Below are 11564 nucleotides of genomic sequence, written 5' to 3' on the forward strand. Positions count from 1 at the left end.
AAGTCGCGAAGGTAGGGTTGATGGATTCGTTAAATCCCGGGCGCAAGAATTTGTCGAACTTTATCTACAGGTCGTGAAAATGAAGCGTTGAAACAGGGGGGAGCTGCGAAATATGGTGTCCCAGGGCAGGTTCGAACTGCCAGCCTTCCCCTTAGGAGGGGGATGCTCTATCCAATTGAGCTACTGGGACACAAGTCGGCCGCGAAGAAACGCGGCGCGATGGACGGCGTGCATGTTAACGGCCGGGCCGGCTTTTGTCATGTCGTCCGTTGGGCTTTTTAAGTGTAGGCAGACGCCTCGGCCAGGCGCGGACTTGTTTACCCTGCAAATTGCATTACTGCAAAAAGCCATCATTGCAAAATGCAAGACCCGGTGTTCGCAAAAATATCCTAATTCTTTGTTTTTAAAGAATTTAATTGTCGATAGACTCTGGCATGCGAGCTGCTTCAGCTGTTCTCACAGAACAACGGAGGCCGCCTCATGAACAGCGCCCTTTTACTCTCGAGTGCAATCGCTCTGACGGTTTTGCCGGGTTTTCATTTTACCCACGAGAGCGGTGCTACGCAGATTGCCCAGCGAATGCCACATTACCTTCAACTGCAGAAAGCGCCGCAGTTGGCCGTGATGAGCAGCCAGCACGGCTTTGTCAGTCAGGAAGTCAGCCAGGAAACCATTCTGGTACCGGCTCCGTCTGCCGAGCGCTTGGTATTTTGAATGACCCTCACCAGGAGCACAGCATGTCCAAATCAGCCGTGAGCTTTTTTATCCTCGCCTTGTTGAGCGGCATTTTTCATCTGTCATTGACCCAGGACATGGTCGTCACCCTCCCCCTGATTGCCTGTGGTGTATTCAGCGCTCTGTTCGTGCTCGCACTGATTGCCGGACGCAAGATCAAGTTTGATCCGGTCCTGCGTTAATCCAGGTATGGCAGATCCGGCGCAAAGGCCTGCCATCCATCCTGAATTCACCCCCTCCATACGACTCGCCCTAGTAAATCGGCCATTTGCCACTATCCTGTAAAGGCAAGGAGCAGTGATCGAGTCCGCCTTTGCGACCCGTCAGAAATCTTTCGTCGGGTGCAGGCGCGCTGAACGATACGGTCCGGTCGAACTTTTCAAACTAATTCGCATTTCTGATAATTGGTGCTGGCAGAACGCCTTTATACAGTTCAATATTTGTCACAGAATTGACGCCAAGGATCTGGCTTGCTTGAGGCATGATGCGCGCCTCTATCAATTCAGGTTGAACATTTGGTCAGAGCGCTTGTCCTACCAGACATCCTGCGGCCAATCCCGAAAACCGCTCCCCTGAACTAACCGGTTAAATATATGCGCCCATTGAAACAGGCAATTTATTCCAGCCGTACGGCTGACAAGTTCGTCGTACGTCTGCCAGACGGAATGCGTGAACGCATTGCCGAGGTGGCTCGCAATCATCATCGCAGCATGAACTCCGAAATCATTGCGCGCCTTGAGCAAAGTCTTATTCAGGAAGGTGCACTGGGAGAAGAGCTGAGCATGCGCCTGGACAGCCCGGAGCTTTCCTTGCACGAACGGGAGCTGCTGCAGCGCTTCCGCCAACTCTCCCACCGCCAGCAGAACGCCCTGGTTTCACTGATCGCTCATGATGCTGAATTGGCCGCTGACGCGTCCTGATTCCGCCAGAAAGCTCAAGCCAGCCTGATCGCTGGCTTTTTTTTGCCCGAAATCCGGGCACAAAAAACCCGCCTGACGGCGGGTTTTAGTGAAACGGACTTTAGAGCAGGAAGATTGTCGCAAGCCCCAGGAAGATGAAAAAGCCTCCGCTGTCGGTCATGGCCGTAATCATCACACTGGCACCCATCGCAGGGTCACGCCCCATCTTCGCCAGGGTCATCGGGATCAAGACCCCCATCAACGCCGCCAGCAGCAAGTTGAGCGTCATCGCGGCAGTCATCACCACGCCCAATGACCAACTGCCATAGAGCAGGTAGGCAACCACACCAATCACCCCGCCCCAGATCACGCCGTTGATCAACGCGACGGCCAATTCCTTGCGCATCAGGCGCGAGGTATTGCCGGTGCTCACCTGGTCCAGCGCCATGGCCCGAACAATCATGGTGATGGTCTGGTTACCCGAGTTACCACCGATCCCCGCCACGATCGGCATCAACGCCGCAAGCGCCACGAGCTTCTCGATCGAACCTTCAAACAAACCGATGACCCGTGATGCCACGAACGCGGTAATCAGGTTGATCGCCAGCCAGGCCCAACGGTTACGCAGGGATTTCCAGACCGACGCAAAAATGTCTTCTTCTTCACGCAGACCCGCCATGTTGAGAACTTCGCTTTCGCTCTCTTCACGGATCAGGTCGACCATTTCATCGATGGTCAGACGGCCGATCAGCTTGCCGTTCTTGTCGACCACGGGCGCGGAGATCAAGTCGTAACGCTCGAACGCCTGGGCGGCATCGTAAGCGTCTTCATCCGGGTGAAAACTCACCGGATCGCTGGCCATCACCTCGGAAACCTGTTTGTCCGGATCGTTGACCAGCAAACGCTTGATCGGCAATACGCCCTTGAGGACGCCGTCGTAGTCGACCACGAACAGCTTGTCGGTATGGCCTGGCAACTCCTTGAGACGGCGCAGATAACGCAAGACCACTTCGAGGCTGACATCCTCGCGGATGGTCACCATCTCGAAGTCCATCAGCGCACCGACCTGCTCCTCGTCATAGGACAGTGCCGAACGCACGCGCTCGCGTTGTTGCTGGTCGAGGGTCTCCATGAGCTCATGGACGACGTCTCGCGGCAGCTCGGAAGCCAGGTCAGCGAGTTCGTCGGCATCCATGTCCTTGGCGGCTGCCAGGAGCTCGTGATCGTCCATGTCGGCGATCAGGGTTTCACGAACCGAATCGGATACTTCAAGAAGGATGTCGCCGTCGCGATCGGCCTTGACCAGCTGCCAGAGCGTCAGACGATCGTCCAGCGGCAAGGCTTCAAGGATGTAGGCGACGTCGGCGGAGTGCAGGTCATCGAGCTTGCGCTGCAACTCGACGAGGTTCTGCCGGTGGACCAGGTTCTCGACCCGGTCATGATGCGGGCCTTCCTGGCGGTGAGTCAGGTCTTCTACCACTCGCTGGCGCTGCAACAACTCAACCACCTGAGCCAGGCGATCCTGCAAGCTTTCCTGCGTTTTCTTTACTTCAACATCGGACATAGGCGAACTCCACTCCCAGCAGCGGGGCACGCCGGAAGGATCAATCAGTCAATTCATGATTGGTAAAACGGGGTACTGAGTAACTACTGGGTAAGTCCATGGAGGTATTCCACAAGCCCCGGCGGGGCTGACGGGCGCAATGATACACCGCCTGACGGTTTTAAACGTTAAAAAATCTCGTCTGAAACAAGCGCTTGCACAACAAACCTGAGCATCTCCTGATTCATGAAAATGCGACGACGCATTCTGAAAAGAAAACACACCACCCCTCGAAAATTGTAGCCACTACCCTAGGGGGCGTTCTCAATTAGTTTCCCTACCGCGCCGGGTCTGCTGTTGTGCAGGGCAAGGCGCGAGAAGCGCAGTTTGGTCATTCCAAATCAGCTTCGAGCAACACAGCCCTGCACAACAGCAGGCCCGGCCCTTCGGGTTGTGCCTTAAAGCTGGCCAGGCTGCGTTGCAGGCCTTGGAAAGGGAACAACCATTCCCAGCGGCCTACGCCTTGCCTGGCCAGCTTTAAGGCGACAACGCGGCGGGGAAACTAATTGAGAACGCCCCCTTGAAAAGGAACGTCATGGAGGACGCCTGATGCCATCAATTGCACAGTTCTTTTTACTGCTCACCCTGCTCGGCCCCCTGCCCCAGGCGCTCGCCACCACCGTTCACCGCTGCGAGGCGGCCAATGGGCGCATTACCTTCACCACGCTGAGCTGTGCCACGGGAGAAAGCGTTTCACTTCAGGACGTCCGCGCCTTTACACCCGGCAGCGCGATGATGCTTATGCCGCAAGCCGAACCCCGTGAAACACCAGGAATGAAAATCAAAAGGAAAGAGCCGACCGTAGTCGGTCAGGCGCAGGACAAGTGTGGAAACCTGATCAGTGCCAGGGAGCGCCGCGAAGCGATCATCAATCGGCGAGTGGTTGCCGGCATGAGCCAGCAAGACGTCGAAAGCGCCCTCGGCAAGCCGGACAAGATCAATATTCGCAATTCAGCCACGAGCTACCGTTACGACACCCGGAGGGGTCGCAGCGCAAACGTGGAGTTCGACGAGAGAGGATGCACGAAAGGAAAAGCCAAATCCCGGACGGCAAAAAGCCCGCATTAAATGCGGGCTTTCTGTTGTATGGTGCACTCGACAGGATTCGAACCTGTGACCGCTCGGTTCGTAGCCGAGTACTCTATCCAGCTGAGCTACGAGTGCATTTTGTGTTTTTAGACCAGACCACAACTGGCTGAAGCCAAGTTACTTGCATTACTGCAACTAACTCTTAAATGGTGCACTCGACAGGATTCGAACCTGTGACCGCTCGGTTCGTAGCCGAGTACTCTATCCAGCTGAGCTACGAGTGCATTTGTTGCCGCGCATTATAGGCCGTCTAATCTCTATGTCAAGCACTTTTTCTAGTAATTTCAACAACTTACCGAAGAAGCCAGATTACAACGTACTACGCAAATAATGGCGGAGAACGGGGGATTCGAACCCCCGACACCCTTTTGAGGTGTACTCCCTTAGCAGGGGAGCGCCTTCGGCCACTCGGCCAGCTCTCCGCAACACGGGGCGTATATTAACCAGCTTCTTCCCCGTTTGCAAACATAAAAAACGATAAAAATTAATGGCTTGGTTCTTCGTCCTTCTCTTTCTTGATACGCAGGTAAATTTCCTCCCGGTGAACCGCCACCTCTTTGGGGGCATTAACACCGATGCGCACTTGATTTCCTTTTACGCCGAGCACGGTCACGGTGATTTCGCCATCACCGATAATCAGGCTTTCTGCGCACCGACGAGTCAGAATCAGCATACCTTTCTCCTCACGCATTACATTTCAGGGACAACAGTCTGCAAAAAAAAGGCACTCGACCCACAACCGGAGCGGTCGCAGCCCTACATGCCTGAGTATTGACTAGCGCGAGCAAAAGAACAGCCTCGGGGGTCACGCCATTCAAAAAAACAAAAGGCGCGGTCAGACCGCGCCTTTTGGCAAACGCATCACTCGCCCTGGCGGGCCGGTGCGTCCAGTTCGAAAGCCGTGTGCAGAGCGCGCACAGCCAGTTCCAGGTACTTCTCTTCGATCACTACGGAGACTTTGATTTCCGAAGTCGAGATCATCTGGATGTTGATGCTTTCCTTGGCCAGGGATTCGAACATGCGGCTGGCCACGCCTGCGTGAGAACGCATGCCAACGCCGACGATCGACACCTTGGCGATCTTGGTGTCGCCCACGACTTCACGGGCACCCAGCTCGCCAGCGGTCTTTTCCAGCACGGCTTGCGCTGCCTGGTAGTCGTTGCGGTGCACGGTGAAGGTGAAGTCGGTGGTGTTATCGTGCGCGACGTTCTGCACGATCATGTCGACTTCGATGTTCGCGGCACTGATCGGGCCGAGAATCTTGAAGGCAACGCCCGGGATGTCTGGCACGCCACGGATGGTCAGCTTGGCTTCATCGCGGTTGAAAGCGATACCGGAAATGATCGGCTGTTCCATGGTTTCCTCTTCATCAATAGTAATGAGGGTGCCCGGACCCTCCTTGAAGCTGTGCAGTACGCGCAGCGGAACGTTGTACTTGCCGGCGAACTCGACCGCGCGGATCTGCAACACCTTGGAACCGAGGCTGGCCATTTCCAGCATCTCTTCGAAGGTGATCTTGTCCAGGCGCTGAGCCACGGACACCACACGCGGGTCGGTGGTGTAGACGCCGTCGACGTCGGTGTAGATCTGGCATTCGTCAGCCTTCAGGGCTGCCGCCAACGCCACGCCGGTGGTGTCGGAACCGCCACGACCGAGGGTGGTGATGTTGCCGTGCTCGTCGACGCCCTGGAAACCGGCGACAACCACCACACGACCTGCCTTCAGGTCACCGCGAATCTTCTGGTCATCAATCTGCAGGATACGCGCTTTATTGTGCGCGCTATCCGTCAGGATCCGCACCTGGTTGCCGGTGTACGACACCGCCGGCACGCCACGCTTGATCAGCGCCATGGCCAACAGGGCAATCGTCACCTGCTCACCGGTGGAGACGATCACGTCCAGCTCGCGCGGAACCGGTTGGCCGTCGCCACTGATTTGCTTGGCCAGATCGATCAGACGGTTGGTTTCGCCGCTCATTGCAGACAGCACAACCACCAGGTCATCGCCGGCATCGCGGAATTTCTTAACCTTGTCGGCGACCTGCTCGATTCTCTCGACGGTGCCGACCGAGGTGCCTCCAAATTTCTGTACGATCAAAGCCATTTCAAAGCCGCCTCTGCCCATGAAGGGCGCCCAAATAATCACTCAAACAGCGTTGCGGCCCACCACTAGACTACGGGCCGCAAGCACTGCCTTATAGACCCTGCTCTACAAACGGAACGGTCAGGGCCAGTGCCGCATCCAGTGCGCCAGCGTCGGTACCGCCGCCTTGCGCCATGTCTGGACGACCACCGCCCTTCCCGCCCACTGCCGCAGCGGCTTGCTTCATCAAATCACCGGCTTTGAGTTGGCCAGTCAGGTCTTTGGTTACGCCTGCAACCAGAACGACCTTTTCCTCATGGACACTGCCGAGCAGGATCACTGCGCGGCCGAGTTTGTTTTTCAGTTGATCGACCAGCGCCAGCAGCGCCTTGCCATCCTGACCGTCCAGACGCACGGCCAGCACTTTCACGTCCTTGACGTCCAGCGCCTGGGCCGACAGATCGTCGCCCGCGGCACTGGCAGCCTTGGCCTGCAACTGCTCGAGTTGCTTCTCCAGCAGACGGTTGCGCTCCAGCACAGCCGACAGCTTGTCGATCAGGTTGTCGCGGCTGCCCTTGACCAGGCTGGCCGCTTCCTTGAGTTGTTCTTCCGCCGCGTTCAAGTAGGCCAGCGCTTGCGCACCGGTGACGGCTTCGATACGACGCACACCCGATGCCACACCGCCTTCGCTGATGATTTTCAGCAGGCCGATGTCGCCGGTACGGTTGGCGTGGATACCGCCGCACAGCTCGACGGAAAAATCGCCCATGCTCAGCACGCGCACACTGTCGCCGTACTTCTCGCCGAACAGCGCCATGGCGCCTTTTTGCTTGGCGGTTTCGATGTCGGTTTCTTCGGTTTCAACGGCAGAGTTCTTGCGAATCTCGGCATTGACGATGTCTTCCAGCGCCTTCAACTGTTCAGGCTTGATGGCTTCGAAGTGGCTGAAGTCAAAACGCAGGCGCTGACTGTCGACCAACGAGCCTTTCTGTTGAACGTGATCGCCCAGCACCTGGCGCAATGCAGCGTGCAGCAGGTGAGTCGCCGAGTGGTTCAACGACGTGGCGTGACGCACCTCGGCGTCAACGTGGGTCTCGACCGGCGCACCGACGATCAGGCTACCCGAATCCAGGATACCGTGGTGCAGGAACGCACCGCCGGTCTTGGTGGTGTCACGCACGTCGAAACGCGCACTGCCCGCCTGCAGGTAACCGCAATCACCGATCTGGCCACCGGACTCAGCATAGAACGGCGTCTTGTCGAGAACGATCACGCCCTCATCGCCTTCGCTCAATACGTCGACTGGCTGGCCATCTTTATACAGCGCAACGATTTTGGCGGAACCGCTGTGAGCGATGTAACCGGTGAACTCGGTGGCCACGTCCACCTTGACCAGGCTGTTGTAGTCCATGCCGAAGGAACTGGCGGAACGGGCACGGACGCGCTGGGCTTCCATCTCACGTTCGAAACCTGCTTCGTCGATGGTCAGGCTGCGCTCGCGAGCGATGTCGCCGGTCAGGTCCATCGGGAAACCGTAGGTGTCGTAGAGTTTGAACACTACGTCGCCGGGCACCACGTCGCCCTTGAGTTCAGCCAGATCCTGCTCGAGGATTTTCAGGCCCTGCTCCAGGGTCTTGGCGAATTGCTCTTCTTCGGCCTTCAGCACGCGTTCAATGTGCGCCTGCTGGGATTTCAGCTCCGGGAAAGCTTCGCCCATCTCGGCGACCAGGGCCGCGACGATCTGGTAGAAGAAGCTGCCCTTGGCACCCAGTTTGTTACCGTGACGGCAGGCGCGACGGATGATCCGGCGCAGCACGTAGCCACGGCCTTCGTTGGACKGCAGCACGCCGTCGGCGATCAGGAAGCCGCAGGAACGGATGTGGTCAGCCACCACTTTCAGCGAAGCCTGGGCGTCGTTGGTGCAGCCGATGGCCTTGGCCGAAGCGCTCAGCAGGCTCTGGAACAGGTCGATTTCATAGTTCGAGTGAACGTGCTGCAGCACGGCACTGATCCGCTCCAGGCCCATGCCGGTGTCGACCGACGGCGCTGGCAGCGGGTGCAACACGCCATCGGCGGTGCGGTTGAACTGCATGAACACGTTGTTCCAGATCTCGATGTAACGGTCGCCGTCTTCTTCCGGCGAGCCCGGTGGGCCGCCCCAGATGTCGGCGCCGTGATCGTAGAAAATCTCGGTGCAAGGACCGCACGGGCCGGTATCGCCCATGGTCCAGAAGTTGTCGGAGGCGTATGGCGCGCCCTTGTTATCGCCGATGCGCACCATGCGCTCGGCTGGAACCCCGATTTCCTTGGTCCAGATGTCGTACGCCTCGTCATCGCTGGCGTAGACGGTGACCCAGAGCTTTTCCTTCGGCAGGTTCAACCACTTGTCGGACGTCAGGAAGTTCCAGGCGTAGGTGATGGCATCACGCTTGAAGTAATCGCCGAAACTGAAGTTACCCAGCATTTCGAAGAAGGTGTGGTGACGGGCGGTATAACCGACGTTTTCCAGGTCGTTGTGCTTGCCGCCGGCGCGCACGCATTTCTGGCTGCTGACGGCGCGGGTGTACGCGCGCTTTTCCTGGCCCAGGAAGCAGTCCTTGAACTGGTTCATCCCCGCGTTAGTGAACAGCAGGGTTGGGTCGTTGCCCGGAATCAAAGAGCTGGAGGCTACACGGGTGTGGCCTTGCTCTTCGAAGAAGCGAAGGAAGGCTTCACGGATTTCTGCGCTTTTCATTAGGTTCTTCCACGGAGGCTGCGGCCAAAGGCCTGTTCGAAACGTCAACAGACGAAGCGACGGCAAAGGGCCGCATTATATCGGCGTTAGTGACTAGGTACAGTGTGTTTGTACGTTGCAAACACTCATTTAGACGGTTAACGCCGTCACTTGCCAGAAAAGTCGACGAATGTCGCGACGACTTGCTCGATTTGCCCACGGCTGACGTCCATGTGCGTGACCATGCGCAGACGCGCGGCGGCACTGAGCTTGATCCCGCGCTCGGCACAAAAGGCCTTGATGGCCTCGGCCTTGTCGCCCATCTGCACGTAAACCATGTTGGTTTGCACCGGTTCGACTTCGAAGCCCGCCGCCCGCAGGCCTTCGGCCAGGTATTGCGCGTTGGCGTGGTCATCGGCCAGGCGCTGAACGTTGTGATCCAGCGCGTACAGGCCTGCCGCCGCCAGAATCCCGGCCTGACGCATGCCGCCACCGACCATCTTGCGCAGGCGCCGGGCCTTGCCGATCAGCTCGGCCGAGCCGCACAGCACCGAACCGACCGGGGCGCCCAGCCCTTTGGACAGGCACACCGAGACGGAATCGAAATACTGGGTGATTTCCCGGGCATCGACACCCAGCTTGACCGCAGCGTTGTACAGGCGAGCCCCATCCAGATGCAGCTGCAAACCGTTTTCGCGGGTAAAACTGCGCGCCCGGGCCAGGTACTCCAGCGGCAGGACCTTGCCCTGCATGGTGTTTTCCAGCGCCAGCAAGCGGGTACGCGCAAAGTGGAAGTCGTCCGGTTTGATCGCTGCGGCGACGTGGGCCAGGTCCAGCGAACCGTCGGCCTGCACTTCCAGCGGTTGCGGCTGGATCGAACCGAGCACCGCCGCGCCGCCACCTTCGTACTTATAGGTGTGAGCCTGCTGGCCGACGATGTACTCGTCACCGCGTTCGCAGTGGGCCATCAAACCCAGCAGATTGCTCATGGTGCCGGTTGGCACGAACAGCGCTGCGGCGAAGCCCAGGCGTTGGGCCAGCTCAGCTTCCAGGCGATTGACCGTCGGATCTTCGCCATACACGTCGTCACCGGTGGCCGCACTGGCCATCGCGTCGAGCATGCCGGTGGAAGGTTGGGTGACGGTGTCGCTGCGAAGATCGATAACGCTCATGAATCCGGCCTCGGTAAGCAGGGGAAATCCCTTTCAGGAAAGAATTACTGCGGGCATGGCGACGATTAATCAACCCTTGCGCAGGAAAAGGCCAATTAAACCAACGGAAAAGTCGATAACAATCATCCAAAAGGGGCCATGCGCATACCGCAAATATGTGTTAAAAACGCTGCGCCGCCAAACTTTCCAGCGGCAAAAACGTTCTCAGGGCGGGGTGCAACTCCCCACCGGCGGTAATTGCGCGCAATGCGCATAGCCCGCGAGCGCTTGGTGACAGCACGGCTTCGGCAGTGCCTGGCAGCAAGGTCAGCAGACCCGGTGTGATCCCGGGGCCGACGGTCATAGTCCGGATGAAGAGAGAACGGGATTGACTGCAAAGGGCCGTCCGCCGGCATTCATGCGAGCGTGCGTACCCTCAGATCCCCTTCGATTCATAACGCCCTGTTTTTCACACAAACAGGAGTCAGAACATGCAACCCACCGCAATAGACAGCAAAAGCAAACACCACCACGGCGAGCGCGTTGCGTTCATCCAGGCCTGCTGGCACAAGGATATTGTCGATCAGAGCCGCAAAGGCTTCGTCGCCGAAATGATTGCCCAGGGTTATCAGGAATCCGACATCGATTTCTTCGAAGTCGGCGGTGCCTTTGAAATGCCCCTGCACGCCAAGTTGCTGGCCAAGACCGGTCGTTATGCCGGCATCGTCGCGGCAGCCCTGGTGGTGGACGGCGGGATCTACCGTCACGAGTTCGTCGCCCAGTCGGTGGTCAGCGGCCTGATGCAGGTTCAGCTGGAAACCGAAGTGCCGGTGTTCTCGGTGTCCCTGACCCCGCACCACTTCCATGCCGGCGAAGAGCACCAGAAGTTCTTCTTCGAGCATTTCCTGCATAAAGGCCAGGAAGCGGCGAAGACCTGTGCGGATACGTTGCTGAAGATCCGTTCGCTGCGTCGCACCGAGCCGCGTGCGCTAGCCGTATAATCACCGCAAAACCTGTAGGAGCGAGCCTGCTCGCGATAGCGGTGTATCAGTCAGCATAAATGTCGACTGACAGTCCGCCATCGCGAGCAGGCTCGCTCCTACAGGTTTTGCGGTGATTATACGGCTAGCGCACGCGGCTCGGTGCGACGCAGCGAACGGATCTTCAGCAACGTATCCGCACAGGTCTTCGCCGCTTCCTGGCCTTTATGCAGGAAATGCTCGAAGAAGAACTTCTGGTGCTCTTCGCCGGCATGGAAGTGGTGCGGGGTCAGGGACACCGAGAACACCGGC

The 11564-nt window shown here is 58.0% G+C and carries 10 protein-coding genes, 4 tRNA genes, 1 pseudogene and 1 riboswitch; of the genes and pseudogenes, 5 read left to right on the forward strand and 10 right to left on the reverse strand.

Annotation, left to right across the window (positions count from 1 at the left end; translation table 11 throughout):
- Window positions 1-113 precede the first annotated feature (113 nt).
- Window positions 114-190, reverse strand: a tRNA-Arg gene (locus tag AC1DRN_RS07895).
- Window positions 191-480: 290 nt separating this feature from the next.
- On the opposite strand from AC1DRN_RS07895, the gene AC1DRN_RS07900 reads away from it, so the two are divergent.
- The 3 genes from AC1DRN_RS07900 to AC1DRN_RS07910 all read left to right on the forward strand — a co-directional run bounded on the left by AC1DRN_RS07900 (window position 481) and on the right by AC1DRN_RS07910 (window position 1655).
- The gene (locus tag AC1DRN_RS07900; RefSeq protein ID WP_223459279.1) at window positions 481-714 is read left to right on the forward strand and encodes a hypothetical protein; all 234 of its coding nucleotides are present in this window, start codon (window positions 481-483) and stop codon (window positions 712-714) included.
- Between the two features lie 23 nt (window positions 715-737).
- Window positions 738-917: a PA3371 family protein gene (locus tag AC1DRN_RS07905; RefSeq protein WP_223459281.1), complete on the forward strand. Its 180-nt coding sequence runs from the start codon at window positions 738-740 to the stop codon at window positions 915-917.
- 411 nt (window positions 918-1328) lie between these two features.
- Window positions 1329-1655, forward strand: a complete 327-nt coding sequence (locus AC1DRN_RS07910; RefSeq protein ID WP_028620557.1) for an Arc family DNA-binding protein — start codon at window positions 1329-1331, stop codon at window positions 1653-1655.
- A 100-nt stretch (window positions 1656-1755) separates the two neighbouring features.
- On the opposite strand, the gene mgtE is transcribed toward AC1DRN_RS07910, so the two are convergent.
- The gene (gene mgtE / locus AC1DRN_RS07915) at window positions 1756-3198 is read right to left on the reverse strand and encodes a magnesium transporter (protein ID WP_223459284.1); all 1443 of its coding nucleotides are present in this window, start codon (window positions 3196-3198) and stop codon (window positions 1756-1758) included.
- Window positions 3199-3786: 588 nt separating this feature from the next.
- On the opposite strand from mgtE, the gene AC1DRN_RS07920 reads away from it, so the two are divergent.
- Window positions 3787-4305: a cell envelope protein SmpA gene (locus tag AC1DRN_RS07920; protein ID WP_223459286.1), complete on the forward strand. Its 519-nt coding sequence runs from the start codon at window positions 3787-3789 to the stop codon at window positions 4303-4305.
- Between the two features lie 19 nt (window positions 4306-4324).
- Here AC1DRN_RS07920 and AC1DRN_RS07925 read toward each other — a convergent pair.
- From AC1DRN_RS07925 to ltaE, 7 genes are all read right to left on the reverse strand, one after another.
- Window positions 4325-4401 (reverse strand) — tRNA-Arg (locus tag AC1DRN_RS07925).
- Between the two features lie 72 nt (window positions 4402-4473).
- Window positions 4474-4550 (reverse strand) — tRNA-Arg (locus AC1DRN_RS07930).
- Between the two features lie 107 nt (window positions 4551-4657).
- Window positions 4658-4748, reverse strand: a tRNA-Ser gene (locus tag AC1DRN_RS07935).
- A gap of 62 nt (window positions 4749-4810) precedes the next feature.
- On the reverse strand, window positions 4811-4999 hold the full coding sequence (gene csrA / locus AC1DRN_RS07940; RefSeq protein WP_002554426.1) for a carbon storage regulator CsrA: 189 nt from the start codon (window positions 4997-4999) through the stop codon (window positions 4811-4813).
- 188 nt (window positions 5000-5187) lie between these two features.
- The gene (locus AC1DRN_RS07945; RefSeq protein WP_007971040.1) at window positions 5188-6429 is read right to left on the reverse strand and encodes an aspartate kinase; all 1242 of its coding nucleotides are present in this window, start codon (window positions 6427-6429) and stop codon (window positions 5188-5190) included.
- 91 nt (window positions 6430-6520) lie between these two features.
- Window positions 6521-9142 carry an alanine--tRNA ligase gene (gene alaS, locus AC1DRN_RS07950; RefSeq protein WP_477786664.1) on the reverse strand — a complete coding sequence of 874 codons (2622 nt, stop codon included), beginning with the start codon at window positions 9140-9142 and terminating at the stop codon, window positions 6521-6523.
- 146 nt (window positions 9143-9288) lie between these two features.
- Complete coding sequence (gene ltaE / locus AC1DRN_RS07955) at window positions 9289-10293, reverse strand: low-specificity L-threonine aldolase (RefSeq protein ID WP_223459291.1); 1005 nt, start codon at window positions 10291-10293, stop codon at window positions 9289-9291.
- Window positions 10294-10489: 196 nt separating this feature from the next.
- Window positions 10490-10660: riboswitch (FMN riboswitch) on the forward strand.
- A 103-nt stretch (window positions 10661-10763) separates the two neighbouring features.
- On the opposite strand from ltaE, the gene AC1DRN_RS07960 reads away from it, so the two are divergent.
- Window positions 10764-11273: a 6,7-dimethyl-8-ribityllumazine synthase gene (locus AC1DRN_RS07960; RefSeq protein ID WP_457266309.1), complete on the forward strand. Its 510-nt coding sequence runs from the start codon at window positions 10764-10766 to the stop codon at window positions 11271-11273.
- A gap of 116 nt (window positions 11274-11389) precedes the next feature.
- Here AC1DRN_RS07960 and AC1DRN_RS07965 read toward each other — a convergent pair.
- A pseudogene (locus AC1DRN_RS07965) lies at window positions 11390-11564 on the reverse strand (6,7-dimethyl-8-ribityllumazine synthase); the annotation flags it as partial.

It is taken from the genome of Pseudomonas sp. P5_B3, assembly GCF_056400405.1.

Bases quoted from the DNA above. Each gene is read 5' to 3' on its own strand.
- AC1DRN_RS07900 (WP_223459279.1), top strand. From the start codon at position 481: ATGAACAGCGCCCTTTTACTCTCGAGTGCAATCGCTCTGACGGTTTTG.
- AC1DRN_RS07905 (WP_223459281.1), top strand. From the start codon at position 738: ATGTCCAAATCAGCCGTGAGCTTTTTTATCCTCGCCTTGTTGAGCGGC.
- AC1DRN_RS07910 (WP_028620557.1), top strand. From the start codon at position 1,329: ATGCGCCCATTGAAACAGGCAATTTATTCCAGCCGTACGGCTGACAAG.
- mgtE (WP_223459284.1), bottom strand. From the start codon at position 3,198: ATGTCCGATGTTGAAGTAAAGAAAACGCAGGAAAGCTTGCAGGATCGC.
- AC1DRN_RS07920 (WP_223459286.1), top strand. From the start codon at position 3,787: ATGCCATCAATTGCACAGTTCTTTTTACTGCTCACCCTGCTCGGCCCC.
- csrA (WP_002554426.1), bottom strand. From the start codon at position 4,999: ATGCTGATTCTGACTCGTCGGTGCGCAGAAAGCCTGATTATCGGTGAT.
- AC1DRN_RS07945 (WP_007971040.1), bottom strand. From the start codon at position 6,429: ATGGCTTTGATCGTACAGAAATTTGGAGGCACCTCGGTCGGCACCGTC.
- ltaE (WP_223459291.1), bottom strand. From the start codon at position 10,293: ATGAGCGTTATCGATCTTCGCAGCGACACCGTCACCCAACCTTCCACC.
- AC1DRN_RS07960 (WP_457266309.1), top strand. From the start codon at position 10,764: ATGCAACCCACCGCAATAGACAGCAAAAGCAAACACCACCACGGCGAG.